Source organism: Algibacter sp., from assembly GCF_039977455.1.
Classification (GTDB): Bacteria; Bacteroidota; Bacteroidia; order Flavobacteriales; family Flavobacteriaceae; genus Algibacter_B.
Map to the genome: position 1 here is coordinate 78761 of NZ_JBDWDG010000012.1, position 25396 is coordinate 104156.

At 32.3% G+C, this 25396-nt stretch carries 28 protein-coding genes; 10 read left to right on the forward strand and 18 right to left on the reverse strand.

From position 1 onward, the window contains the following. Positions 1–36: 36 nt before the first annotated feature. The 11 genes from coaE to ABJM36_RS03440 form a co-directional block, all read right to left on the reverse strand. On the reverse strand, positions 37–621 hold the full coding sequence (gene coaE, locus ABJM36_RS03390) for a dephospho-CoA kinase (protein WP_348449184.1): 585 nt from the start codon (positions 619–621) through the stop codon (positions 37–39). Continuing rightward, positions 618–1574, reverse strand: a complete 957-nt coding sequence (locus ABJM36_RS03395) for a YbbR-like domain-containing protein (protein WP_348449186.1) — start codon at positions 1572–1574, stop codon at positions 618–620. The genes coaE and ABJM36_RS03395 overlap by 4 nt, the downstream gene beginning before the upstream one ends. Next, the gene (locus ABJM36_RS03400; protein ID WP_348449188.1) at positions 1574–2581 is read right to left on the reverse strand and encodes a glycosyltransferase; all 1008 of its coding nucleotides are present in this window, start codon (positions 2579–2581) and stop codon (positions 1574–1576) included. Before ABJM36_RS03400 ends, ABJM36_RS03395 begins: the two co-directional genes overlap by 1 nt. Before the next feature lie 321 nt (positions 2582–2902). Continuing rightward, a complete protein-coding gene (locus ABJM36_RS03405; protein WP_348449190.1) occupies positions 2903–3718 on the reverse strand; it encodes an SDR family oxidoreductase in 816 nt (271 codons plus the stop codon). Between the two features lie 56 nt (positions 3719–3774). Next, on the reverse strand, positions 3775–5427 hold the full coding sequence (gene recN, locus ABJM36_RS03410; RefSeq protein WP_348449192.1) for a DNA repair protein RecN: 1653 nt from the start codon (positions 5425–5427) through the stop codon (positions 3775–3777). Positions 5428–5501: 74 nt separating this feature from the next. Continuing rightward, the gene (locus tag ABJM36_RS03415; RefSeq protein ID WP_348449194.1) at positions 5502–6389 is read right to left on the reverse strand and encodes a DUF4835 family protein; all 888 of its coding nucleotides are present in this window, start codon (positions 6387–6389) and stop codon (positions 5502–5504) included. Further along, complete coding sequence (gene coaBC / locus ABJM36_RS03420) at positions 6382–7593, reverse strand: bifunctional phosphopantothenoylcysteine decarboxylase/phosphopantothenate--cysteine ligase CoaBC (protein WP_348449196.1); 1212 nt, start codon at positions 7591–7593, stop codon at positions 6382–6384. The genes ABJM36_RS03415 and coaBC overlap by 8 nt, the downstream gene beginning before the upstream one ends. Positions 7594–7680: 87 nt before the next feature. Beyond that, complete coding sequence (locus tag ABJM36_RS03425; RefSeq protein WP_348449198.1) at positions 7681–8010, reverse strand: DNA-directed RNA polymerase subunit omega; 330 nt, start codon at positions 8008–8010, stop codon at positions 7681–7683. Positions 8011–8021: 11 nt separating this feature from the next. Continuing rightward, positions 8022–8861 carry an outer membrane protein assembly factor BamD gene (gene bamD / locus ABJM36_RS03430; protein ID WP_348449200.1) on the reverse strand — a complete coding sequence of 280 codons (840 nt, stop codon included), beginning with the start codon at positions 8859–8861 and terminating at the stop codon, positions 8022–8024. Between the two features lie 118 nt (positions 8862–8979). Then, positions 8980–9858, reverse strand: a complete 879-nt coding sequence (dapA, locus tag ABJM36_RS03435) for a 4-hydroxy-tetrahydrodipicolinate synthase (protein WP_348449202.1) — start codon at positions 9856–9858, stop codon at positions 8980–8982. A 3-nt stretch (positions 9859–9861) separates the two neighbouring features. Beyond that, positions 9862–10383, reverse strand: coding sequence for a hypothetical protein (locus ABJM36_RS03440; protein ID WP_348449204.1), 522 nt, complete (start codon positions 10381–10383; stop codon positions 9862–9864). An 82-nt stretch (positions 10384–10465) separates the two neighbouring features. On the opposite strand from ABJM36_RS03440, the gene ABJM36_RS03445 reads away from it, so the two are divergent. Both ABJM36_RS03445 and ABJM36_RS03450 read left to right on the forward strand, forming a co-directional pair. Continuing rightward, on the forward strand, positions 10466–11200 hold the full coding sequence (locus ABJM36_RS03445) for a 5'-nucleotidase (RefSeq protein ID WP_348449206.1): 735 nt from the start codon (positions 10466–10468) through the stop codon (positions 11198–11200). 3 nt (positions 11201–11203) lie between these two features. Then, positions 11204–12121, forward strand: coding sequence for a metallophosphatase (locus tag ABJM36_RS03450; RefSeq protein WP_348449208.1), 918 nt, complete (start codon positions 11204–11206; stop codon positions 12119–12121). Positions 12122–12163: 42 nt separating this feature from the next. Here ABJM36_RS03450 and ABJM36_RS03455 read toward each other — a convergent pair whose 3' ends face one another. The 4 genes from ABJM36_RS03455 to ABJM36_RS03470 all read right to left on the reverse strand — a co-directional run bounded on the left by ABJM36_RS03455 (position 12164) and on the right by ABJM36_RS03470 (position 16311). Beyond that, the gene (locus ABJM36_RS03455) at positions 12164–12901 is read right to left on the reverse strand and encodes a hypothetical protein (RefSeq protein WP_348449210.1); all 738 of its coding nucleotides are present in this window, start codon (positions 12899–12901) and stop codon (positions 12164–12166) included. Between the two features lie 79 nt (positions 12902–12980). Then, positions 12981–14978, reverse strand: a complete 1998-nt coding sequence (gene ligA / locus ABJM36_RS03460; RefSeq protein ID WP_348449213.1) for an NAD-dependent DNA ligase LigA — start codon at positions 14976–14978, stop codon at positions 12981–12983. Next, positions 14978–15823, reverse strand: coding sequence for a peptide chain release factor N(5)-glutamine methyltransferase (prmC, locus tag ABJM36_RS03465; RefSeq protein ID WP_348449215.1), 846 nt, complete (start codon positions 15821–15823; stop codon positions 14978–14980). The genes ligA and prmC overlap by 1 nt, the downstream gene beginning before the upstream one ends. Next, positions 15820–16311, reverse strand: a complete 492-nt coding sequence (locus ABJM36_RS03470; RefSeq protein ID WP_348449217.1) for a GNAT family N-acetyltransferase — start codon at positions 16309–16311, stop codon at positions 15820–15822. The genes prmC and ABJM36_RS03470 overlap by 4 nt, the downstream gene beginning before the upstream one ends. Positions 16312–16364: 53 nt before the next feature. Here ABJM36_RS03470 and ABJM36_RS03475 point away from each other — a divergent pair, with 53 nt between their 5' ends. Genes ABJM36_RS03475 through ABJM36_RS03490 form a run of 4 tightly spaced genes read left to right on the forward strand, consistent with a single transcriptional unit; the run spans position 16365 to position 19045 of the window. Next, on the forward strand, positions 16365–16820 hold the full coding sequence (locus ABJM36_RS03475) for an LEA type 2 family protein (RefSeq protein WP_348449219.1): 456 nt from the start codon (positions 16365–16367) through the stop codon (positions 16818–16820). Positions 16821–16822: 2 nt separating this feature from the next. Continuing rightward, positions 16823–17827: a bifunctional diaminohydroxyphosphoribosylaminopyrimidine deaminase/5-amino-6-(5-phosphoribosylamino)uracil reductase RibD gene (ribD, locus tag ABJM36_RS03480; protein ID WP_348449221.1), complete on the forward strand. Its 1005-nt coding sequence runs from the start codon at positions 16823–16825 to the stop codon at positions 17825–17827. Continuing rightward, the gene (locus ABJM36_RS03485; RefSeq protein ID WP_348449223.1) at positions 17820–18431 is read left to right on the forward strand and encodes an HAD family phosphatase; all 612 of its coding nucleotides are present in this window, start codon (positions 17820–17822) and stop codon (positions 18429–18431) included. Before ribD ends, ABJM36_RS03485 begins: the two co-directional genes overlap by 8 nt. Positions 18432–18436: 5 nt before the next feature. Next, positions 18437–19045, forward strand: coding sequence for a YigZ family protein (locus ABJM36_RS03490; protein WP_348449225.1), 609 nt, complete (start codon positions 18437–18439; stop codon positions 19043–19045). A 1-nt stretch (position 19046) separates the two neighbouring features. Here ABJM36_RS03490 and ABJM36_RS03495 read toward each other — a convergent pair whose 3' ends face one another. Then, entirely contained in the window at positions 19047–19445 is a 399-nt protein-coding gene (locus ABJM36_RS03495) for a thioesterase family protein (protein WP_348449227.1), read from the reverse strand. Positions 19446–19634: 189 nt separating this feature from the next. On the opposite strand from ABJM36_RS03495, the gene dnaA reads away from it, so the two are divergent. From dnaA to ABJM36_RS03515, 4 genes are read left to right on the forward strand one after another with little or no spacing between them, the layout of a single operon-like run. Then, on the forward strand, positions 19635–21062 hold the full coding sequence (gene dnaA / locus ABJM36_RS03500) for a chromosomal replication initiator protein DnaA (RefSeq protein WP_348449229.1): 1428 nt from the start codon (positions 19635–19637) through the stop codon (positions 21060–21062). A gap of 15 nt (positions 21063–21077) precedes the next feature. Beyond that, positions 21078–21527, forward strand: coding sequence for a low molecular weight protein-tyrosine-phosphatase (locus ABJM36_RS03505; protein ID WP_348449231.1), 450 nt, complete (start codon positions 21078–21080; stop codon positions 21525–21527). A 59-nt stretch (positions 21528–21586) separates the two neighbouring features. Further along, on the forward strand, positions 21587–23005 hold the full coding sequence (locus tag ABJM36_RS03510) for a PQQ-dependent sugar dehydrogenase (protein ID WP_348449233.1): 1419 nt from the start codon (positions 21587–21589) through the stop codon (positions 23003–23005). After that, positions 23006–23722 carry an SAM-dependent methyltransferase gene (locus tag ABJM36_RS03515; RefSeq protein ID WP_348449235.1) on the forward strand — a complete coding sequence of 239 codons (717 nt, stop codon included), beginning with the start codon at positions 23006–23008 and terminating at the stop codon, positions 23720–23722. Positions 23723–23728: 6 nt separating this feature from the next. Here ABJM36_RS03515 and ABJM36_RS03520 read toward each other — a convergent pair whose 3' ends face one another. Further along, positions 23729–24388 (reverse strand): peptidoglycan-binding protein LysM, encoded by a 660-nt coding sequence (locus ABJM36_RS03520; RefSeq protein WP_348449237.1) that lies wholly within the window; start codon positions 24386–24388, stop codon positions 23729–23731. Between the two features lie 112 nt (positions 24389–24500). Next, positions 24501–25370: a DUF2279 domain-containing protein gene (locus ABJM36_RS03525; RefSeq protein ID WP_348449239.1), complete on the reverse strand. Its 870-nt coding sequence runs from the start codon at positions 25368–25370 to the stop codon at positions 24501–24503. Positions 25371–25396 lie beyond the last annotated feature (26 nt).

The window sequence follows — 25396 nt, forward strand, 5'->3', positions numbered from 1 at the left end:
ACCTTACATTAACAAAAATGTTAAAATTTAAGGTTTTTATTGTTTAATAAGAAGTTTCTTATGAATTTTTAATACTTGATTTACGGTATTATCAAGATTGGTGTTTTCAATTACAAAATGAGAATGTTTAACTTTTTCTTCATCTGTCCATTGATTTTTCATGATAGCTTCAATTTTTTCTTCTGAAGTATCATCGCGTTTTAGTAAACGCTCTATTCTTATTTTTTTCGGTGCCGTAACAGTAATTACAAAATCGCAAGCTTTATTACCTCCGTTCTCAAACAAAATAGCAACTTCTTTTATAACGTAAGGTGCAGTTTGTTTTAATGCCCATTTTTCAAAATGTTTCGCAACTTTAGGGTGTACAATTGCATTCATTTTTTGCAAATACGATTTATCGTTAAAAATAATATTCGCTATAAATGGTTTATTTAATTCGCCTTTTAAATAGGCATCTTCCCCAAACAAAGCTTTGAGTTTCCTTTTAATAACTTTAGACCTTCGCATTAAAGCCTTAGCCTCATTGTCTGCAATGTAAACAGGAATTCCCAATTTAGAAAACTCTTTTGCTACCGTGGTTTTGCCACTACCAATACCGCCTGTAAGACCTACAACAATCATTTTGTAATTATAAATTCTATGCGTTGTTGACTTATTTTTGCATGCTGAACCAATTCGGGAGTTATTACCAACTCAGGAATTAAAAAAGACTGCCCTTGATTGGTTTTATTAAAATCGCAAACCACTTTAAAGTCTTTTGCTTTAATAGCGTTAAAATTAGCCAAACTCACATAATATGAAACACTTACAAATTTAGGGAAATATTTAAGCTTTGCATTTGTAGGCGCATTAATTACGGTAAATGGAATTTTTACTGTGCCTTCGGTAAACTTTTCTACTTGCGCCTTAAGTTCTACCTTGGTTACTGAAAATTTTAAATCGGAGATGTTTTCAGGTAACTTAAGCTTTACTGTTTTAATAATATTGGCTCTCAACTCATTAAAAACCAAATTTTCTGTTTCTACACTAGTAATTTTTGATACCAAAATATCGGGTCCAACAACGGTTACTGAATCCGGATTTGATGTTATATCTCCTGTCATATTATAACCTGGAACAAAATTAACATCGGCATGAATTATAACCGGTACTTTTTTTACCATATTAACGCCGTATTTAAACGTTATTGGGTCTGGGGAAATATTTAGTATCTCGACATCTTTATCAAACTGGGTGTTATTTAAATATGCCTTGGATTTATTCCAAACAAAAACAGATTCTTTTTTAAAAACATCCTCATTAAAATCTATAGTAATTTTTGGTTGTGTCCAATAGTAGGTTAACCACCTAAATCCATGCGTTTTTAGTGTTATATTAATTTTAGCAGAATCGTTTAAAATAACATTTTCTTGAGGGATGTTAAGCTTTTCAACTCCAAAAGGAATGGTATTAGTGTACTGTTTTGATAGTTTGGTAAACATTAAAATTACAAACGATACAAACAGAAATATAAAGAACACATTGATTCTTTTATTTTTAAAGGCTTCTATGATGTTAGCTTTTATTTTCTTCATTATTTTAATTTGAAAAATAATTTAGGAAAATGTGTCTCGGGTGTTTTATTAAATATAGAAACAGCTAATGTAGCTTTTAAAAATCCATAACCATAACCAAAAAACTGAATTAAGATTGCTGGAATTGCTAATACTGAAACCACGATATTTTTAGTATTAAATACGGCCAAAACAAATGCTAAAGCAAAGTAACACGCATACCCTAACAAAAACCACTTAAACCCTATTAAAAACAACAAAATGGATACTATTAAACCTAAACTAAACAGCGTAGGGAACCAATAAGTTATTTTTTTTGTTGTAGGATGCCATTTGTTTAAAATAGGACGAACCAAACCAAATTTATGGACTTGTTTATAAAAGTTACTCCACGATATCCGGCGCTTATGGTACACAAAAGCTTCTGGTATAAGCTTGGTTTTATAACCTAAATTCCAGAGTCTTATTGATAAATCGGGATCCTCTCCTGGATGGATTCTTCCAAATCCTTTAGAATCTAGAAATGCTTTTTTAGAAAGACCCATGTTAAAACTTCGGGGTTGAAAGGTATCGACGCTGTTTTTATTTCCACGGATGCCACCAGTTGTAATGAAGGAGGTCATGGAAAAATTAATGGCTTTTTGAAGGTTTGAAAACGACTCGTGTGCCGCATCGGGACCTCCAAAACAATCTACATAGTCTGCTTTTAAACTTTTATCGGCTTCCAATAAATAAGTTTGGGGTAAAATACAATCGGAATCCAAAATGATAAAATAGTTGCCTTTGGCATGTTGCATACCAAAATTACGAGAATCTCCTGGCCCTGAATTTTCTTTAAAATAGTACGAAATATTTAGTTTACTATTAAAGCTATCAACCACCGCTTTTGATGTCTGAGTAGAGCCATCTTCGACAATTACAATTTCGAAATCAATAGGGCCCTTTAAAGCTTCAAAACTCTCTAAAAGCTCTTGAATTTCGTCTGGACGGTTATAAACCGGAATTATAAATGAGTATTGTAATTGCATATTACAAATGTAATTAATCCTGTTTACCTGTGTTTACATATTGATATAAATTATATGTGGTTTTATGTTTTGAAAACCCATTTTTATTGAACTGGCTTTTATAAACAAATCTTGTTTTTTTAGGATAAATACTAAGTTAGCAAATACCTGCGGGAGCGATAGTAGTGGTTAGCTTTTGGCGAGGCGCGCATCGAGCCTAAACTAATAACGGATAGCGCGGTTTTATTTTTCTTAAAACCCGCCATAATTATTAAAATATGAGGCATAAAAAAAGCCACCTTAAAAAAGATGGCCTTACTATATGTTTTTGTTTGTTATGTTCTATTCTTCGTCTACAAACTTAGCCATTACAGCGTCGCTTACGCCCATGTTGCTAAAGCCACCATCGTGAAATAAGTTTTGTAAAGTTACGCGTTTTGTTAAATCGCTAAACATTGATACGGTGTAGTTTGCACAATCTAGAGCGGTTGCATTACCAAGTGGCGACATTTTATCGGCATAGGCAATAAACCCGTCGAATCCTTTTACTCCACTACCAGCTGTTGTTGGTGTAGGTGATTGCGAAATGGTGTTTACACGAACTTTTTTATCTCTACCAAAGAAATACCCAAAACTACGGGCTACACTTTCTAAATAGGCCTTATTATCGGCCATATCGTTATAATCTGGAAAAACACGTTGCGCTGCCATATAGGTTAAGGCTACGATACTTCCCCACTCATTCATAGCATCGGCTTTAAAAAGCGTTTGCATTACTTTATGAAAAGACATTGCAGAAACGTCTGTTCCTTTTTGTGTCCATGCATAGTTTTGATCTGTATAATGTTTTCCTTTACGAACATTTATAGACATGCCGATTGAATGTAAAACGAAATCGATTTTACCACCAAGAATTTCCATAGATTGCTCTACTAAATTTTTTAAATCTTCTTCTGATGTTGCATCGGCAGGAATAATTTGAGAACCTGTTTTTTCGGCCAACTCATTTATTTGTCCCATTCTCATGGCAACTGGAGCATTTGTTAAAACAAATGTGCCACCTTCTTCATGAACACGTTCGGCAGTTTTCCAAGCGATTGAGTTTTCATCTAAAGCTCCAAAAATGATTCCTCTTTTTCCTTTTAATAAGTTATACATATGTATTGGTTTGTAAGTTGATTTTATTATTTGTTTATAGGTGTCAAATATACTAATTAATTGAGTAACTCTTTTGCATGAGCAATTGCCGATGATGACATTTCTGTACCGCCTAACATTTGTGCAATTTCTACAATACGCTCATCATGATTTAATTTAATTAAATTAGTTTGTGTTATATCGTTAATATCTTCCTTATACACCTTAAAGTGCGAATGCCCTTTGGCTGCCACTTGGGGTAAATGGGTAATAGAAAACACCTGCATCCTATTGCTCATTTGCAACATAATATCGCCCATTTTATTTGATATTTCGCCAGAAACTCCGGTATCAATTTCATCAAACATTATGGTTGGTAATTGAATATATTTGGCTAGTACCGATTTTATAGCTAGCATAATTCTAGAAAGCTCGCCGCCAGATGCTGCTTTTTTAAGTTCGTTAAAACTGCCGCCTTTGTTGGCAGAAAATAAAAATAATAATTCGTCTTTTCCGTTGGCAAAAAATGTTTTACCAAATAAGGCCTCTATTTTAAACTGTGCATTTGGCATACCTAAGTCTGCCAAAATAGTTTCTAATTGTTTTTTTAACTGCGGAATAACCTTTAAACGCTTATCGTGAATACCTTTAGCAATGGTATTTAATTGCTTTTCTTGAGAAGTAATTTCTTCTGATTTTTTAAGAATATTGGCATCTAGATTTTCGGTAACAGACACTTTTTCTTCAAGCTGATTCTTAATCTCTATTAATTCTGAAACGTTTGAAGCCACATGCTTTTGCTTTAAACTATGAAGCATTTTAAGTTTAGCATCGACTACTTCTAGCCTATTAGGATCTGCATCTATATTTTCTTGAAAGTCGTTAACTTCACTATACAAATCGTCCATTTCAATTAAACTACTGGTGGCACGATTGTATAACTCTTCATATTTAGAGGAATATGTAGACAGCTTTTGAAACACATTTTTTAAGGTTGTAAGCGCTGTTATTACACCAACTTCCTCTTCACTTAAAAGATGGTCTGCCTCGGCAAGTTTTTCTTTTATACCTTCAATATTATTTAATGTTTCATACTCTTCCTCTAAACTTAACTCTTCATCTTCAACTAAATTAGCTTCCACTAATTCGTTTAATAAAAACATATTATAGTCGTGCTCTTTAATTGCTTCGGCTTGAAATGTTTTAAGTTCTTCTAGTTCTTTTTGAAGTCTTTTATAAACCTTAAGTTCTGTTTTATAATGTAATAAAGCGTTATCGTTATTAGCCAAGGCATCAATAACTTGAAACTGAAAATCGTTACTGGTTAATTGAAGCGTTTGGTGTTGGGAATGCACATCGATTAAACGCGCGCCTAAAACTTGGAGGCTAGATAAATTAACCGGCGAATCGTTTACAAAGGCTCTTGATTTTCCTGAAGGCAATATTTCTCTACGTATAATAGTTTGTTCTTCGTAATCAAAATCCTCAGCCGTAAAAAGAGATTTTAGTTTATAATTAGAAATATTAAAAACGGCTTCGATTATACATTTTTGCGATGCATCTTTTAAGCTACTTAAATCGGCACGCTTACCTAATATTAAAGATAATCCGCCAAGTAAAATGGATTTACCTGCGCCTGTTTCTCCTGTAATTATTGAAAAACCATCATTAAAATCGACATGAAGTTTATCAATTAAAGCGTAATTTTTTATTGAAAGTTGAGTTAACATATTTCGCTATAGGTATGAAGTATTTTGTGTTAAGATGATGGTTTGTAAAACCACCTAGTGTCTTCACTCTTATTTTACAACTTAATATTTTGCCATTTGCTACTGTGCATTGGCGCCACTTTTTGAAGTGTTTCCTTTAAAGCAACAATATTTACTTGTGGTCCGTCTGAAAATATTTGTTCAATTTCTTCGGCTTTGGTATCAAAAAAGGTACGAAGTAAAAACGAATTAGGTCTACGACTATTCATGTCTTTAAACGTCTGTAAAGCAGAAGCAATTTCACTTTTTCCTGCTTTTACATTTTCGCTCATAACATCTAAACCGTTGCGGTGGTATTTGTACATGACCTGTCTAAACTCTTTAAATGTTGGCGATAAAATATTATCTATTAAGGCAAACCTACTTTGCAAACCATCTTCTAACTTCCAACCTTGAAAATTTCCTTGTTGCGAATAGTTGGTAATTATTTGAGCTTGTTTAAAATACGCATCGCCTCCCCTATCCGAAAACGAATCGGCATCTAAGCCTAAAACCATATTAATATGAAAAGCTAATACAGAAATTAAATTAGACTCAAACTGCGTTGGGTTATAGATTAAATTTTGAAATTCTAGATAACTGAAATTAAAATATTTATCATTAAAATTATAAATTGGCGTACTATAAGATGAGCCGTAAACAGGACGAGAAGATTGTATTTGTAATGTCCCTTGAAAAGACTCGCCACTATAATTTGTTATATTTAAAAACAAGTTACAGTTTATACGCTCTTGATCCTTAAATGTTTTTTTAGTCCATTTTGTATTATTAACAAACTCGGTAAGTTGTTTTTCTAAAGTTTTAAAAATAGGGAAGTTTTCGTTACCTGTCTGTTCTGCATTAACCACAACACTACAGTTTAACTCTTGCGAAAACCCTTTAAATCCTAGGCAAATTATTAATACAAGTAGAATATTACGCATCAATTTCTGATATAATTTTATTTAATAAATCTGAAGCAACTTCTGTTTTCGACTTTAACTGGAATTCTATAATATTATCTCTATCATCAATAAAAGTTACTTTATTAGTATCTGTTTTAAAACCAGCTCCTTTGTCGTTTAACGAATTTAATACAATTAAATTTAAATTCTTTCTTTTTAATTTTCCTTTTGCATTTTCAAGCTCATTGTTTGTCTCCAAAGCAAAACCAACTAAAAATTGTTCCTTTTTAATTGCGCCTAAAGAGGCCAAAATATCTTTAGTTTTTTCTAGTTCTAAGGTTAACGTATCCGACTTCTTTTTTATTTTCTGATGAGCGACTTCTTTTGGTGTAAAGTCTGCTACTGCTGCCGAAAGTATGGCAATATGGGCTGTTTCAAAGTGCTTGTGCACCTCATTATACATATCTTGAGCACTAACAACAGGAAAAACTTGAATACAAGAATGGCTTGTTTTTTGGTGGGTTGGACCAGCAACTAAAATAACCTCTGCTCCCAGATTGGCTGCAGCTTTTGCTATTTCAAATCCCATTTTACCACTGGAGTGGTTACCTATAAAACGTACCGGATCGATAGCCTCGTAAGTTGGACCTGCCGTAATTAAAACCTTTTTACCACGAAGCGGCAATTTTCCTAAAACATCATGTTCTATAAATGCAACAATATCTTCGGGTTCTGCCATACGCCCTTCACCAACCAAACCACTTGCTAGTTCTCCGCTTCCTGCCGGAATCATAATATTTCCGAAACTATTTAGCTTATTAAAAGATTCTAAAGTTGATGGATGTTTATACATATCCAAATCCATTGCAGGAGCAAAATACACTGGGCATTTAGCAGATAAATAGGTTGCCAACAATAAATTATCGCTATTTCCATTTACCATTTTAGCTAAAGTATTTGCTGTGGCTGGAGCGATTACAAATAGATCGGCCCATAAACCTAAATCTACATGGTTATTCCATATGGCATTATCATCATCTTCGTTTGTAAATGAAGAATGAACAGGATTTTTTGAAAGTGTAGATAGCGTTAAAGGTGTGATAAAATCTTTTGCCGAAGGGGTCATAACAACCTTTACCTGCGCACCAGATTTTATAAACAAACGAACAAGCGAAGCAGTTTTATAAGCAGCAATACCACCAGTTATACCCAATAATATGTTTTTTCCGCTTAATATACTCATAGTAACTTTCTTTAATAAGCAAACAAACTCCAAGACCATTTGGTAAAACGGTTTTGGAGTTTATTTAATGGTGTTTAAATTTAGAAATTATTCTTGACTATCTTGGTCTGTATTTCTAAAATAAATTTTATCAGTTAACCAATCTTGAACAGCTAACGCATGAGGTTTTGGTAATTTTTCGTAAAATTTAGAAACCTCTATTTGCTCTTTATTTTCAAAAATCTCTTCAAGACTATCATTGTAAGTAGCAAATTCTTCTAACTTATCAATAAGTTCTTTTTTAATCTCTGTGTTAATTTGTTCCGCACGTCTTGCAATGATAGAAATTGACTCGTAGATATTCTCCGTAGGCTCATCAATCTGATTTCTATCATACGTTACCGTATTAACTGGAGCATTGGTTTTTTTTAAATCCATTATTTTATAATTTAACTTTTTGTGCTGTAATTTTTTAACTCTTCGTTTATTTCAATAATCATCTTATTAACATCTTCAGTATATTTAGAATCTGTAAATGATTTTATAAAGGCTTCCGAATATTCCTTGGCACTTTCTAAACGCTGTTTTTTCAAGTAAACTAAACCTGTTTGAAGTGTTCTTTTAACTTCAATACTATTAACCGCTAATTTATAAGCTGAATCTAGTCTGTAATATAAAGCATCTTCACGCAATTTAGAACCTGGAAAATCGAAAATAAAATTATCAAATGACCTTACTGAAGCAGGAAAATCTGAAATATGATTAAATTGCTTTGCTATTTCAAAAGCTTTTTTCTCTAATTTAAAATCTAATTCTTGCACTAAAGCACTTGCTTCTGACACATGACTAGATTCTGGATACACATTAATAAACTCCTGAAGCTTTTCAATAGCCTCTTTAGTTTCTGTTTGATCTTTACTAAAAACTGGCGATAACATGTAAGCACTTTTAGCACTTAAAAAAGCTGCTTCTCCCGCTTTTTCGCTTTTTGGATAACTTGAAGCAAAACGCTCAAACTGATAGCCTGCCACATAGTAATCTCCCATCTGGTAAAATGAGTTCGAGTACAAATACATTAACTTCTCTGCCTGTGGTTTACCTCTATAACTAGGAACAATTTGAGCAAAGAGCTTATTTGCTTTCCCAAACTTACCTTCGTTATACAACTCTTCTCCCATTTTAAATTTTGTAGCAATGGCACCTTCTCCATCGGCTTTTAAGACCTTTTGATACTCGCTACAACTGCTAAAAACAGTAAGAAATACTAATATGTAAAAAAATTTGTTCATAGATTTTTAATACAGCACGCAAAAATACGCTATTTATATGGATTTTAAAAATAATATTTAAGCGCTAAAATAACAGCTAAAACACAGTAATTATAAGGTTTAAGTAATATTTAACACACTAAAATGAATTTACAAAATCTTGGATTTTTGTTTTTAGAGCATTAGATGCCGGAACTATTGGCAACCTAACAGTGTCTCTACATAAACCTAAAGCTTCAAAAACAGCCTTAATTCCTGCAGGGTTATTTTCTTCAAAAATATAACCAATAACATCCATAAGTTTATAATGCAAAGTAAAAGCCTCTTTAGCATTTCCTTTTAATCCTAATCGAATCATTTCTGAAAATTCTTTTGGGTAGGCCTGACCAATAACAGAAATAACACCGGCACCACCGGCTAAAGTAACGCTTAACACCAAATCATCATCACCAGAAATCACTAAAAATTCTTCAGGCTTATTTTTAATTAGCTCGTAATATTGTGCCATATTATTACCAGCTTCTTTTACCCCAACAATATTTTTAAAATCTTTAGCTAAACGCAAAGTGGTATCAACCTCCATGTTTTTTGCAGTTCGCCCAGGAACGTTATATAAAATAATATCAATAGGGCACGCCTTAGCAATGGCTTTAAAATGCTGATAAATTCCCTCTTGAGTTGGTTTACTATAATATGGTGAAACCGATAATATAGCATCAATCCCACTTAAATCTGTAGTTTCAATTTCCTCTATAACACCCATTGTGTTATTACCTCCAATACCTAAAACTAAAGGCAAACGCCCGTTATTCACTTTAGATATAGTTGTAACAACATCCTTTTTTTCTTGTTTAGTTAGCGTAACACTCTCTGCTGTTGTACCACAGATTACCAAATAATCTGTACCATTGTCAATATTATAATTAACAATATTGGATAGCGCCTCATGATCTATACTTAAATCTGAATTAAATGGTGTAACTAACGCAACTCCCGTTCCTACAAACTTATTATTCATTACTTATTTAATTTTTTTTAATATGGTTAAATATTTAAACACTTCTTCTCTAAAAAGATCGAACTGTTTTAAATTAGTTTTTACAATTAAATCATTTAAACGCTCGTCTGTTTGTAAAATTCCAATTTTAAATTTTGCTTTAGACTCAGCGGTAATCAACTTTAATTCTAAAATCTCTTTTTCATAATAACTTATCAATACATCAAACTCTTTATTTAAAAACGTTTGTAACTCTGTATTTTTAATTGCGCCCTTCCAGCCAAAATCCCTAGGATTATAACATTGATCCCAAGACAATAAACTTTCTTTTTTACTGGAAGAAAAGGCTATAACCTTCATTCTGTTTGGCCTAATTTTTATATAATCGGCAAGTTCCCTAAAGACCTCAAAATCATCAAACTCATCAATATTTACAATAACACCAAGACTTATAACTTGGCTATTACTAACCGTAACCTCACGGTTAGCTAACAATTTGTTTAAGTACTTTTTAATAGAATTTTCTTTAAAACCCTTTAAAATCATTTATCTTTATAACTTTGCGCAAAGGTAGCAAAAGTACATTCAAATTATAGGTTTTCATATGAGGTTTACACATTTCTTTTTTTTGTTATATTTTTTTGTTTTTCTTAATTGCAAACAAGAAAAATTACAACTTTATAAAATAGAAGGCACCCAAATTTTAATTTCAGATTCGATAAATACAGACCTGGAAATAGAAGCATTTGTAAAGCCTTATAAAGATAATATTCAAAAAGATTTAGATAGTGTTTTAGCCTATTCTGCAAATACATATTTAAAAACCGATGGTGAATACAACACCGCCTTAGGAAACTTTATGGCCGATGTTATTTATAGCGAAGCTAACCCTGTTTTTAAAAATAGAACACATAAAGATATTGATATGGTTTTATTAAACCACGGAGGTATAAGAGGCAATTTAAACAAAGGTAATGTATCTAAAAGAACAGCTTTTGAATTAATGCCCTTCGAGAACAGTATTGTGGTTGTGGCTCTTAAAAAACCTCAAATAGATAGTTTAATTCATTACCTATCCAAAGGAAAAAGAGCACACCCTATATCTCAACTAAAGTTAACACTCGACAAAAATGACAATGTAATTGAAGCCAAAATAAAAGGTGAAAATATTTCGAACAACAAAATATATAACGTCGCTACAAGTGATTACTTATTTAATGGTGGCGACAACATGAACTTTTTTAAAACTCATGATACTGTATATAGGTTAGATTATAAAATAAGAAATGCTATAATTGATAAGTTTAACAAACTTGACACTATTAAGCCTGTAACTGATAATCGTTTTACTCAAATAAAATAACACATGAAACGTAGAAATTTTATTCAAAAAGCTTCGGCAGGAACAGCATTGGTAACTTTAGGTAGTTTAGGTTTGCAATCCTTTTCAAATTCAAGTAAGACCACTAAAATCACCATTTTACACACAAACGATGTACATAGTCATATTGATACTTTTGGCCCTAATGATGCCAAATATGCCAACAAAGGTGGTGTTGGAAGACGTGCAACTATAGTAGAATCTATTCGACACGAAAACCCAAATACGTTATTACTAGATGCAGGTGATATTTTTCAAGGCACACCATACTTTAATTATTATGGAGGAGAATTAGAATTTAAACTAATGAGCAAACTAAAATATGATGCCGCCACCATAGGAAATCATGATTTTGATAATGGGATTGATGGGTTGTATGCTCAATTACCTCACGCTAAATTTCAGTTTATAACAGCTAATTACGACTTTTCGAATACCATAATGGATACGCATACTAAACCTTATAAAGTATTTATAAAAGATGGTATTAAAATAGGCGTATTTGGATTAGGTATAGAACTAGAAGGCTTGGTAGCGCCTAATATGTTTAAAGAAACCAAATATTTAGATCCAATTGAAACCGCACAAGAAATGACTCGTATTTTAAAAACCGATGAAGCTTGTGAACTTATTATATGTTTATCTCACTTAGGGTATTACTATAAAAACAATTCGAACAAAATAAGTGACTTAGTTCTTGCTAAGTCTACCAAGGACATCGATTTAATTATTGGTGGTCATACCCACACATTTTTACCAAAACCTACAATTGTTAAAAATATTGAAAATAAAAACACGCTTGTAAATCAGGTTGGCTGCTATGGTATTAACTTAGGTAGAATAGACTTTTATTTTGATGTTAACAAAAATAAATCGGCCAACGGAACATCAATTATTATATAGATGTGTAGAATTCAACATTCCTTACTAAAAAAATAACAAAAACTAGTCTTTATAAATAAAACTACTCTCTTTAGTATTAACGTTTGATAATGAAGTTTGATAATAAAACAAATTAAATGCTATAAGCGCAAATGTTGTTGACAAAAAGTTAAGAAGTTCTCTTTGACCTATATAGAGGTAAGCTATAGCCATAATTTCTGACAACACAATACTTAAAGATCCTAGGAATAGAAAAAGTGATTTTTGATTATCGCGGCAGAAAAAATTAATCATTCCTACAAAAAATAATGTTAGAATTATAACGTTATAAACACATTCAAAGTAATAATCTACCTGATAGGTTAAGTTTGGCTCAATAAAACTATTAAGTACATAAAATAAATAAACATTTAAAAACACTAAAACAATACTATAAAGTTTTAAGTTTTTAAATACATATTTAAAATTAGTTAACCTTACTATTTTAAAAATAAGAAATAAATAGGATAACATATAGAGTCCGTTACCTATAAAATAATCATAATTCTTCACTTCTTCTGGTGTAAAGAAAGGTAGTTCCCCAAACCCTATGGCTAACAAATCTGATAATGAATAACAAATTAAAAAAGCCCAAAACAAATTGTTTTTAGGGTTTACATAAAACGTATACGCTATGGCAATAAAAGGAACCATGAACGACTTGAAATAGAATGCTACAGTTCCATTACCGCTAAACTCAAACACAGCAAACAAAACGTAACAAGCTAAAACGATTCCAACCAAAAATTTGGGCTTATACATTAGAGACAATTAATATTCATATTGCAAATATATACAATTAAACGAATAAAACTAACCCTTTATCGGTTTTTTTTGAAAATCAACTTATTTTTTGTAGGAATTCAAACTCAGAAACTATTAAAACATTAAGCTTTTCTGCCTTTTCTTTTTTACTTGGCCCCATATTACTTCCTGCAACTATATAACTTGTTTTAGAGGAAATAGAGCTGCTCACCTTCCCGCCATTATCTTCTATACATTTCTTAAGTTCGCTTCTAGAAATAGACTCAAACACACCTGTAACCACAATAACATCTCCTTTAAGTAGCTCTGTTTGTCCGCTTAATTGCTCTTCTGTTAATTCAAATTTAAGTCCAAACGCTCTTAAACTATTAATGGTTTCTATATTTTCTTCAGTAGCGAAAAAAGCAACAACACTTTCTGCTATTTTAATTCCAATTTCATCTACATTAATTAATTCTTCTTGACTCGCATTAACTATCCCATCAATATTCTTATAGTGTTTTGCTAACTTTTTTGCTACGGTTTCCCCAACGTATCGTATTCCTAACGCAAAAAGAACACGCTCAAAAGGCACTTTTACGGATGCTGCAATGCCGTTAATTAAATTATCAGCACTTTTTTCAGCCATACGTTCTAAAGGTAACACCTGCTCTTTTGTTAATTTATATAAGTCTGAATAATTACTTATCAAGCCTTCATTAACTAAAAGCGCCACAGTTTCACCCCCTAAGCCATCAATATCCATGGCTTTTCTAGAAATAAAATGCTGAATTCTACCAATAATTTGCGGATTACAACCATTATAATTAGGACAATAATGCTGGGCTTCACCTTCTTGTCTTATAAGTTCTGTTTGGCATTCCGGACACGCTTTAATATACTCTGTAGGTTCTGAATTTTCTGGACGTTTAGTTAAATCTACACCCAAAATTTTTGGTATTATTTCACCACCTTTCTCCACATAAACTTCATCATTTACTCTTATATCTAATTTTGCAATTTGATCAGCATTATGCAAAGACGCCCGTTTAACAGTAGTTCCAGCCAATTCAACAGGCTCTAAATTGGCCACTGGTGTTATTGCGCCAGTTCTACCTACTTGATAAGTTATACTATTTAAACGTGTTGAAACCCGTTCGGCTTTAAATTTATAAGCCATAGCCCAACGTGGTGCTTTGGCTGTGTATCCTAACTCTTCTTGCTGTTGTAAATTATTAACTTTAATAACCACCCCATCTGTTTCGTAAGGCAAATTATGACGATGCACATCCCAATATTCAATAAACTCTAAAACCCCATCAATAGAATTAACTAATTTAGCAGCATCAGGTACTTTAAAACCCCATTGTCTAGCTTTTTCCAAACCTTCAAATTGTGTATTAACTCCTAAACCTGTCCCTGTTAAATTATATAGCAAGCACTCTAACGGACGTTTAGCAACCTCGGCACTATCCTGCAGTTTTAAACTTCCGGATGCAGTGTTCCTTGGGTTTCTATAAGGCTCCTCTCCTATTTCAATGCGCTCCTCATTCATTCTAATAAAACCTTCAAAAGGCAGCACAATTTCTCCTCGAATATCGAACTTTGGTGGATAATCGCCTTTTAATTGTAGTGGCACCGACTTAATTGTTTTAATATTAGCCGTTACATTATCACCTTGAAAACCATCTCCACGAGTTACCGCCTTTACAAGTTTACCTTCTTCATAAGTTAAACTAATAGAAGCGCCATCATACTTTAATTCGCAGGTGTAAAGAATTTCGCCATCAATCATTTTTTTAATTCGAGTTTCCCAATCTTGTAAATCTTCTTTTGAATAAGAATTCTCTAAAGAGTACATACGATGCTCATGAACCGTAGTTTCAAATTTTTTGGTTACCGCACCCCCAACCCGCTCCGTTGGCGAATTGGCATCAAAAAACTCGGGGTGCTTAGCTTCTAACCTTTGAAGCTCCTTTAATTTTACGTCAAAATCGAAATCTGAAATAGTTGCATTATCAAGAACATAATAATTATAATTATGAGTTCTTAATTCGTCTCTAAGATCTTGGATCTGTTGCTCTATTGTATTCATTAAATTTTATCACCTTTTATCATTCTATCCTTCTTGAAGATATCTTGTTTTAACTCTATATTCTTAAAATTGTTATCATTTAGCAACGCAATCATACTTTGTCCTAAATACTCATTAATTTCAAAATACAACTTGCCCTTTTCTTTTAAATTTACTTTAGCAAAATCGGTTATAGCTTTATAAAAAAGCAATGGATTTTCATCCTTTACAAATAATGCTAGATGCGGTTCATGCTCTAAAACATTTGGTTTCATTTGTAGTTTTTCCTTTTCGCGAACATAGGGTGGATTAGAAACAATAACATCAAATTTTAAATCTTCAATTACATCTGTATTTAAAATATTAGCTTTAAAAAAAGTAACATCTACTCCATTTAATTCTGCATTTCGCCTTGCCACTACTAAGGCATCCTCACTAATATCCAAGGCATAAACCTTAACAAGTTCTAAATTTTTAGCTAAAGAAATAGCAATACACCCACTTCCTGTGCCAATATCTAGAATATTTATAGTTGAGTTATTATCGGTTTGTTTTATAACACATTCTACCAATTCTTCTGTTTCGGGTCTTGGTATTAAAACATGTTCATTAACCTTAAAAGTTAAACCATAAAACTCGGTTTCACCAATAATATATTGAATGGGTTTTTGCTGTTTTAACAAGACTAAGGCTTCTAAAATCTTTTCTGTATCCTTTACCTGGAAATCAGAATCCATGGCTAATTGAATTCTAGATACATTAAAATAAAAATCGATTAGCATAAAAAAGAAACTATCCACTTCTTCTTTACCATAATCGGTACCTAAAACCTCATGAAACTTATATTGTAAATCTTTTAACTTCATAAATTTTTAATCATCCATACCCCACAAGAATAATGTCCTGTATTACCTAAAGCACCATCTAAATGACTAAACCCATAACTTTCATAAATATGAATAGCAGCCTTAAGTTGCGATGCGGATTCCAAATAACATGTATTATAACCTAACGCTTTTGCCTTTTGCATACATTTTTCAAACAAGGCACGTCCATAACCTCGACCTCTAACTTTCTTTGAAAAATACATTTTTTGAATTTCACAAATATCAACATTTGAATCCGATAATGGTTTTATGCCTCCACCGCCTTCAACCTTACCATTGCACTCAATTACAAAATAGGCTTCGTTATCATTTTGATACGACTGAAACATTTTAGTGGTTTCAGGGTCTGTATACGCTGTACCTTCCAAAGGAATATCAAACTCATGAAAACAAGATCTTATCACAGCCTCAATTTCTGCATTATCTTGAGGTTCAATTTCTCGAATAACTATAGTATCTTTACTCACTTTAAGGGTCAAATATTAAGAAGTGAAGATACGCTAAATCGAAAAAAACCGGAATGAAAAATCTAATAATCTTATCAACAATCTGTTTACTGTTTATGAATTGCTCGGTTAGCGAAAAACCACAATTTATAGGTTTAGAAAATATTCAGATTTCAGAATCCACTTCAAAACACATCACGTTTACGGCTCAAGCTAAATTTATAAACCCGAATGATATTGGAGGCGAATTACAAACCGATGAAATAAAAGTATTTATAAACAATAACGAAATGGCTTCAGTTTCTGCAGATCATTTTGAGGTTCCTCCTAAAAACGAGTTTTCAATTCCTTTAAAAACAAAAGTGCCAACCGATAGCATTTTTAGCGATAAAAATTTAAGCGGATTATTGGGTAGCCTTTTCAGTAAAAAAGTAAAAATTCAATACAAAGGAGAAATAAAATATAAAGTTTTAGGGTTTTCACATTATTACAAAGTGGACAAAACCGAAGATGTAAAAATTAAATTTTAAAATTGAACATTCACGAAACCTACATAAAACGCTGTTTAGAAATTTCTGAAAATGGTTTAGGAAACACCAGACCAAACCCCATGGTTGGTAGCGTAATTGTGCATAACAACAAAATAATTGGCGAAGGATACACTAGTGCTTACGGCGGAAATCATGCCGAGGTTAATGCCATAAATTCTGTTTTAAATAAAGAATTATTAAAAGAAGCGACCATTTACGTAACACTCGAACCTTGTTCACATTACGGAAAAACACCGCCATGTAGCGACCTTATCATAAAACATAACATACCAAATATTGTAATTGGCTGTATTGACGATAATGAAAAGGTAGCCGGAAAAGGTATTAAGAAACTAAAAGATGCTGGTTGCCATGTCACCGTTGGAGTCTTAGAATACGAATGCAAAAATCATCATAAACGTTTTTTTACTTTCCATAATAAAAAACGCCCTTATATTATTCTAAAATGGGCAGAAACCAACAATGGTTTTATTGCTCCAAAAACAAAAAACGAACAAAAACCAATTTGGATTACTAACACCTACTCCAGGCAGCTCGTACATAAATGGCGCACAGAAGAACAAGCCATTTTAGTAGGTACCAATACGGTTATAGTAGACAATCCAACGTTAAACGTTAGAGATTGGACAGGTAATAACCCAACAAGACTAGTTATCGATAAAGATGAAAAGCTACCTAAAACACTAAACATTTTTAATACAGATGCAAAAACCATTTTATTCTCAAAAAACAATATAAATTTCTCCAAAAAAATTGGACAACAAATTTGCAATGCACTTTTTAATCTAGAAATAAACTCTGTAATTATTGAAGGTGGCGCAAAAACGCTTCAAACATTTATTGATGAAAATTTATGGGATGAAGCTAGGGTTTTTATTGGTCAATCCCAGTTTAAAGATGGTATTAACGCTCCTAAGCTAAAAGGAACATTAATTTCTGAAGAAAAAATACAATCAGACAGACTTAACATATACAAAAATGATTAAAACAATAATTTTCGATTTTGGCAACGTATTTATTAATTTAAATATTGAAGCCGCTCATAAACATGCTTTGGAAGCTTTTAAAATTGAGACGCTATCAGACGAAATGCTAGGTTTTAATAGTTTTTATGAACAAGGTTTAATTTCTACAGAAGAATTTCTCGAATTTTATACCCAAAACTTTTCGAAATTATCAAAACAAGAACTTATTGATATTTGGAATTTTATGCTGAAAGATTTTCCTGAAAACCGCTTAGACTTTTTAAAGGAATTAAAAAAGTCTTCAAAATATAAATTAATCCTTTTAAGCAACACAAACGAACTTCATATTAATTTCATTAAAACTAATGTTTCATTTTATAATGAATTTAAAAAGTGCTTTGATGCTTTCTATCTATCTCACGAAATAAATTTAGTGAAACCAAATCAAGATATTTTTAATTTTGTTTTAAACGAAAACAAGCTTAAAGCTGAAGAGTGTCTTTTTATTGATGATAATAAAGATAATATAGAGGCTGCAAAAGCTTTAAACATTAAAACTTGGCTAATAAATCCGGAAAGCGAAGATGTCATCAATCTTTTTAACACTAAAAAAGAACTGTTTTAATTAATTTGATAGAAAAAGACACATATAATACAATTATAAAAGCCACCGAACCTGTTTTACACAAAGACAAAAACAGTAAGTTTTTTGGATACGCATTTCCTGTAACAAATGAAGATGACATAAAGTTACACTTAGAAAAGCTAAAAAAAGAACACCACTCGGCACGACACTGGTGTTACGCCTACCAAATAGGAACCGAAACCATATCTTACCGCGCAAACGACGATGGAGAACCTAGTAACTCTGCAGGTATGCCCATATATGGTCAAATTCAATCGTTCGATTTAACTAACATTTTAATTGTAGTTGTTAGGTACTTTGGCGGCGTTAAATTAGGCGTTGGCGGATTAATTAGTGCGTATAGAACAGCCGCAAAAATGAGTATTGATGAGGCTATGATTATTGAAAAAACTATAAATATTGATTTCCTTATAACGTTTGATTATAAAAACATGAATACCGTTATGCGGGTTATAAAAGAAAAATCAATTAATATCACCAATCAAAAACTAGAATTGGATTGCAACATCACCATATCGGTAAGAAAAAGGGAAGCTGAATCTATTTATAACATTTTTAATCGCCTCTACGAAATCAAGATAAAAAAACTATAAACTAATTTTCAATTAAATCTAAAATATACTGAGGCACTTTGGTTGGCCGTCCTGATTTCATATCAACAAATACCAAAATAGTACTTGCCGTTGTTAAAATTTCCCCTTTTTCATTCGTTATTTCATACTCAAATTCAATCTTAACATTAGTAAGGTTTTTGAGTTGAGTTTTTACATTAATTACATCATCATAACCGGCTGATTTTTTATAGTTTACATTTAATGAAACTACAGGTAGCATAATACCGTTTTCTTCCATAGATTTATATGAAACACCAAGTTTCCTTAACCACTCTATACGCCCCATTTCAAGATATAATGCATAGTTACCGTGGTAAACTACCCCCATTTGGTCGGTTTCACCGTACCTCACTCTTATTTGTATTTTATCGAATTTCATAAGCATATTTAAATATTTTTTTGTAGCTTCGGCTAGAGCTTAAACATGAGGAATTATTTCTAAAAATTCAATAGTAAATCATTTTTTTTTTAAGAATTTTGTTCACATATTTGCCACTCCTTAAATAGGGGATTATGGAAGCCTATTTTTCATAAAAATCTAACACAAAAAAGCAACAAAAATAAAAACATGAGTGTAACTGCGCAATCGGTTTGGAATAACTGTCTCGAATTTATAAAGGATAATATCCAACCGCAAGCTTACAAAACTTGGTTTGAACCAATCAAAGCAGTTAAACTTACTGACACGTCTTTAAGTATTCAAGTGCCTAGTAAATTCTTTTACGAATGGCTTGAAGAACACTATGTGAAAATCTTAAAAGTATCACTTACTAAAGAATTAGGGGAAACTGCAAAACTTGTTTACATTATTAAAATGGAAAACACTTATGGCAATAAGCAACCATTTACAGAAAAAATCCCTAGTTCTAACAGAGGTTCTTTAAAGTCGCAAGATGTAGATGTTCCTTTAAATAATAAAAGTCCAGAATTACGTAATCCATTTGTAATTCCTGGAATTAGAAATGTAAAAATAGAATCTCAACTTAATCCTAACTATAGTTTTGAAAATTTCTTAGAAGGCGATTCTAACAGATTAGCTCGTAGTGCGGGATTAGCAGTTGCTAACAAACCAGGAGGCACATCATTTAATCCATTATTAATTTTTGGTGGTGTTGGTCTAGGAAAAACACATTTAGCACACGCTATAGGTGTTGATATTAAAGATAAATACCCAGAAAAAACAGTTTTATATATTTCGGCTGAAAAGTTTACACAGCAATATATTGATGCCGTAAAAAAGAATAATAGAAATGATTTTATTCATTTTTATCAAATTATTGATGTACTAATTATTGATGATGTACAATTCTTATCTGGTAAAACAGGTACTCAAGATGTATTCTTCCATATTTTCAACCATTTACATCAAAACGGAAAGCAAGTTATTTTAACAAGTGACAAAGCACCGGTTGATATGCAAGATATTGAGCAACGTTTATTATCACGATTTAAATGGGGACTATCTGCAGAATTACAAAATCCAGATTTTGAAACTCGAGTTTCAATATTAAAAAATAAATTATATCGCGATGGCGTTGAAATGCCGGATGATATTATAGATTACGTTGCCAAAAACATTAAGTCTAATGTTAGAGAGCTTGAAGGCGCTATTATTTCTTTAATTGCACAATCATCTTTCAACAAAAAAGAAATCACTATTGATTTGGCTCGTGTTATTGTAGAAAAATTTGTTAAAAACACAAAGCGCGAAGTTTCTATAGACTACATTCAAAAAGTAGTGTCAGATTATTTCCAAATGGATATCGATACGCTTCAATCTAAAACTAGGAAACGCCATATTGTTCAGGCGCGTCAACTCGCTATGTTTTTTGCTAAAAAATTCACCAAGGCATCATTGGCAAGTATTGGTTCTCAAATTGGAAAACGTGATCATGCTACCGTTTTACACGCATGTAAAACCGTTGATAACCTATCTTCAACAGATAAACAATTTAGAAAATATGTTGAAGATATAAGTAAAAAACTTTCTGTTTAAGATAATTCAGTTATCATGACTAAAATTTTAATGGTTTGCTTAGGAAACATTTGTCGTTCTCCGTTGGCAGAAGGAATTTTAAAGTCAAAACTTTCGGAAGATTTTATAGTGGATTCTGCTGGAACCGCTAATTACCATTCTGGTAGCGCACCCGACAAACGTTCAATAGCTGTGGCAAAAAAATACGGTCTTGACATTTCAAATTTAAGTGGCCGTCAGTTTGATGTTTCAGACTTTGACACTTTTGATTTGATCTACGTTATGGATCATTCTAATTTTGATAATGTAGTTAGATTAGCCAGAACCGCCAAGGACACCTCTAAAGTAAAACTAATTTTAAACGAAGTACACCATGGTAAAAACTTTGAAGTTCCAGACCCCTATTATGGTGGTGAGCACGGTTTCGAAAATGTTTACCAGATGTTAGATGAAGCCTGTGATGCTATAGTTAAAAATCTTATCTAAATTTATCTTATTCAAACAATTACGGTCTTATTTATTAACTTTACGTAAAAAGACACGCTATGAAATCATTAATTTTTCTAATAATATATTGTTTTTATAGCACCATATTGTTGTCCCAGTCCATTAAACTTGTTTCTTTTGCTTCAGGATTTTCCCAGCCAGTAGAAATCTCCAACACCAACAACATTAATGATACAAGACTTTTTATCGTTGAAAAATCTGGTATTATAAAAATTTTAAATTCAAATGGCAGTGTAAATTCCGTTCCGTTTTTAGACATTACTAGTAGTGTTGGCTCTGGTGGAGAACGCGGATTATTAGGACTGGCCTTTGCACCAGATTATGCATCTACAGGTAGATTTTATGTTAACTACACAGACAATTCAAGTACTAACAAACCAAATACCGTAATTGCAAGATATACAGTAAGTGAAAACCCAGATATAGCTAATACCAATGGTACTAATTTATTAACGTTCCAGCAACCTTTTGGAAATCATAACGGTGGAAAAATTGCTTTTGGACAAGATGGTTTATTATATATTGCCACCGGTGACGGCGGAAGCGGTGGCGATCCTGGCGATAGAGCCCAAAACACTTCAAGCTTTTTGGGAAAACTTTTAAGAGTTGATGTTAGTGGTTTAAATTACACAATACCTAGCACAAATCCATTTTCATCATCAGCAAATGGGTCCAACGATCCTAGACCAGAAATTTATGCTTTAGGCTTAAGGAATCCATGGAAATTCTCTTTTGACAAATACAATAACGACTTATGGATTGCCGATGTTGGTCAATATTTAATTGAAGAAATAAATAGAGTTGATGGCTCTGGAATACCCGGAGACAATTATGGTTGGCGTTGTTTTGAAGGTAGCTCACCTTTTAACTCTAGCAATAATTGTCCTTCTTTAGACCTTAACCATACTATTAAGCCCATTGCAGAATACAATCATTCAGGAGCTAAATGCTCAATTACTGGAGGTTATGTTTATAGAGGCAATACCTTTCCTGGCTTTACAGGTAAATACTTTTTTGCTGATTATTGTAGTGGTGACATTGGAATACTAACTAATACGGGGTCTAGTTGGTCTATGACCTTACAAACCCCAACTAACAAACAAAACTGGACCACATTTGGTGAAGATATAAGAGGGGAATTGTATATTGCCGGCGGATCCACAATTTACAAAATACAGGATTCTTCGTTAAGTACAACACAAGCAAAACAAATGGATGGTTTTAAAGTATTTCCTAATCCTTCAGAACACTATATTAAAATAGACTTGAGCCTAAATTATAATGAGGTAAGAAACATTTCAATATTAAACATTAAAGGGCAAAATATTAAAACAATTTCTAAACCAATTCAGAAAACTATGACCCTTTCAACCAAAACATACGCAAAAGGATTATATTTCATTGAATTTACAATGAAAGACAACTCTAAAGCAATTAAAAAACTTATTATAAATTAAATGATTAACAAAATCGGCACTTTATACCTTATACCTACAACATTAGGTGATAACGAACCTTTAGAAGTTCTTCCTATTAGCGTTAAACAAGCCATAGATAAGATTGACACTTTTATTGTTGAAAACGACAAAACAGCAAGGCGTTTTATAAAACGAATCAGTCCAAATAAATCACAACCATCATTAAACATGTTTCATTTAAATAAATTTACTGATGAAGCAGATTTACCTACCTTTTTACACCCGTGTTTAAACGGTGTTGATGTTGGTTTATTATCTGAAGCCGGATGTCCTGGGGTGGCCGATCCCGGTGCTGACATTGTAAAAATTGCCCATCAAAAAAACATAAAAGTAGTGCCCTTAGTAGGGCCTTCTTCTATTTTAATGGCCATTATGAGTTCTGGAATGAATGGACAGAGTTTTACTTTTAATGGTTACTTACCTATCGATAAAGGTGAACGCAAAGCCGAAATTAAACGTTTGGAACGCTTATCGTTTGAACAAAATCAATCACAAATTTTTATTGAAACCCCCTATAGAAATAATAAGATGCTTGAAGTTCTTTCTTCAGTTTTAGAGAACAATACAGACATTTGTGTGGCTTGCGATATCACATTAAGTAGCGAATTTATAAAAACACAGACCGCAAACCAGTGGAAAAAAAATAAGGTAGACCTTCATAAAAGACCTACCATATTTATTATTCATAAAAGTTAAAACTTATTATATAGCTTTAGCTTTTCTATTTGCTTTAACAAAAGAGGTATCATAACCAGAAAAACGTTTCATATAATAATGAACTGTAGTACCATAACCGTCAGCAAAATTATCTAAACCATAACTTCTTAAGTATTTTTTCACACTACCAGGGCCCGCAAGGTGAGCAGCTGCCAGTATTCCAGATTCAGTAATAATAATACCATTAATTCGTTTTCCAACAAAATTCTTAATATCACGTCTTAAAATCCACTTGTTACGCGCCGAATTAGCAATAAATGCTTTTTCTTGCAACTTAGGACTCTTTAAAAACTTTGCAGGATTATAAATACCAATAAGTTTTAAAGTTTCAGAACCAAATTGGTATTTACCTAAGTACCCATAGGTATTTACACTAGAATAATCGCCTCCAGACTCTTTAAAAGCCAAAGCCTCTTTAAAACCAACAAAAGATTTTCCTAAGTAAGGGGAGAATTCGAAATCAGAATCTGTTAGTTCTGATTGATTTTCGTTCACAGCAGCAACATTACTAACTGTGTAATTTAAGTCTAAGCCTTCTGTAGAATACTTGCTTAAATCGATTGTTTCATTTGATTGAAACGACACATACAATAGTGTTAATATTGTAAGCGTAATAGATACGTAACTTGCAATATTCCTTATCATAATTTTTAAATTTTTTGGGTATATTTTTAATATTAAATACACCTTGAAATTTGAGCGTGCAAAAGTACGACTTTTTTCAATAACTTCAAAATTAATCGATTAAGTACACTTTCTACATGTAGAATAGATGAAATACAGGTTTATTTTTACTAAATTCTAGGGTAGGTAGAGGTATTTTTATCATGTTAAAAACTTCAAAAACAGACCTTAATAGCTTCGAATTAGTATTAATGGTCTTTAAATTTAAATCAAAACTTAAATAATATTGCCTATACCGTTTACTTGTTAGTTCTTGTTGATTATCAACATGTTCTACACCGGTTAGCATCCCTTCTGCCCCATATCCAACAGCTACATTTAGCCATTTAGGAGCGCTACTTCCTTTAAAAAAAGAATGTATGTTAGCACTGAGCCAATAGGTTTGTCCGTTGTAATCTTTCAGGGTTTGCTCTAACAAGGTCTCTCCCAGTTTATCTGGCCGTTGTTTAGCGTATTTAGTTTGATGAAAACTGTATTTTAAGGCAATTCGTTGTTCCTTCCATAGTAATTCTTGTCCAATATACAATCCTGTACCTGCTCCATTAGCCATAATATCGCCCCATGAAAACCCCCATTCTGAAGAAAATCCATCTAACATTTCAACAGCCGATAAAAAGGTAAATCCCAAAGTGGCACCATATATTAGTTGGTCGCGTTTACTAACTCCGCTCCAATGTAATAATTGCGCCCCATGTTTACCCATTTGATAGGATGTAAACACATGCCCCAATTTATCCATTTGTAACCACTGACTGTTATCGTTTGTTGTATGAAATTTTGATTGATCGAAATCAGCGTACCACAGTTGATTTAATCCCACCAATGTTAAAGCACCTAAGGATGCTTCAGAAATAACTACAGCATTTCGCCTCTGTTTATGTAATGTATCACACGGTGTTAAAAACGCATCTAATTTAGATTGAGAAAAAGAAGTCACGGGCAATAACACAAAAAGTATAATATGTTTTA

Bases quoted from the DNA above. Each gene is read 5' to 3' on its own strand.
- ABJM36_RS03520 (WP_348449237.1), bottom strand. From the start codon at position 24,388: ATGATAAGGAATATTGCAAGTTACGTATCTATTACGCTTACAATATTA.
- ligA (WP_348449213.1), bottom strand. From the start codon at position 14,978: ATGAATACAATAGAGCAACAGATCCAAGATCTTAGAGACGAATTAAGA.
- recN (WP_348449192.1), bottom strand. From the start codon at position 5,427: ATGTTAACTCAACTTTCAATAAAAAATTACGCTTTAATTGATAAACTT.
- ABJM36_RS03455 (WP_348449210.1), bottom strand. From the start codon at position 12,901: ATGTATAAGCCCAAATTTTTGGTTGGAATCGTTTTAGCTTGTTACGTT.
- dnaA (WP_348449229.1), top strand. From the start codon at position 19,635: ATGAGTGTAACTGCGCAATCGGTTTGGAATAACTGTCTCGAATTTATA.
- bamD (WP_348449200.1), bottom strand. From the start codon at position 8,861: ATGAACAAATTTTTTTACATATTAGTATTTCTTACTGTTTTTAGCAGT.
- ABJM36_RS03505 (WP_348449231.1), top strand. From the start codon at position 21,078: ATGACTAAAATTTTAATGGTTTGCTTAGGAAACATTTGTCGTTCTCCG.
- ABJM36_RS03450 (WP_348449208.1), top strand. From the start codon at position 11,204: ATGAAACGTAGAAATTTTATTCAAAAAGCTTCGGCAGGAACAGCATTG.
- ABJM36_RS03415 (WP_348449194.1), bottom strand. From the start codon at position 6,389: ATGCGTAATATTCTACTTGTATTAATAATTTGCCTAGGATTTAAAGGG.
- ABJM36_RS03510 (WP_348449233.1), top strand. From the start codon at position 21,587: ATGAAATCATTAATTTTTCTAATAATATATTGTTTTTATAGCACCATA.
- ABJM36_RS03405 (WP_348449190.1), bottom strand. From the start codon at position 3,718: ATGTATAACTTATTAAAAGGAAAAAGAGGAATCATTTTTGGAGCTTTA.
- ABJM36_RS03485 (WP_348449223.1), top strand. From the start codon at position 17,820: ATGATTAAAACAATAATTTTCGATTTTGGCAACGTATTTATTAATTTA.
- ABJM36_RS03475 (WP_348449219.1), top strand. From the start codon at position 16,365: ATGAAAAATCTAATAATCTTATCAACAATCTGTTTACTGTTTATGAAT.
- ABJM36_RS03495 (WP_348449227.1), bottom strand. From the start codon at position 19,445: ATGAAATTCGATAAAATACAAATAAGAGTGAGGTACGGTGAAACCGAC.
- coaE (WP_348449184.1), bottom strand. From the start codon at position 621: ATGATTGTTGTAGGTCTTACAGGCGGTATTGGTAGTGGCAAAACCACG.
- ABJM36_RS03515 (WP_348449235.1), top strand. From the start codon at position 23,006: ATGATTAACAAAATCGGCACTTTATACCTTATACCTACAACATTAGGT.
- prmC (WP_348449215.1), bottom strand. From the start codon at position 15,823: ATGAAGTTAAAAGATTTACAATATAAGTTTCATGAGGTTTTAGGTACC.
- ABJM36_RS03395 (WP_348449186.1), bottom strand. From the start codon at position 1,574: ATGAAGAAAATAAAAGCTAACATCATAGAAGCCTTTAAAAATAAAAGA.
- ABJM36_RS03425 (WP_348449198.1), bottom strand. From the start codon at position 8,010: ATGGATTTAAAAAAAACCAATGCTCCAGTTAATACGGTAACGTATGAT.
- ABJM36_RS03400 (WP_348449188.1), bottom strand. From the start codon at position 2,581: ATGCAATTACAATACTCATTTATAATTCCGGTTTATAACCGTCCAGAC.
- ABJM36_RS03440 (WP_348449204.1), bottom strand. From the start codon at position 10,383: ATGATTTTAAAGGGTTTTAAAGAAAATTCTATTAAAAAGTACTTAAAC.
- dapA (WP_348449202.1), bottom strand. From the start codon at position 9,858: ATGAATAATAAGTTTGTAGGAACGGGAGTTGCGTTAGTTACACCATTT.
- coaBC (WP_348449196.1), bottom strand. From the start codon at position 7,593: ATGAGTATATTAAGCGGAAAAAACATATTATTGGGTATAACTGGTGGT.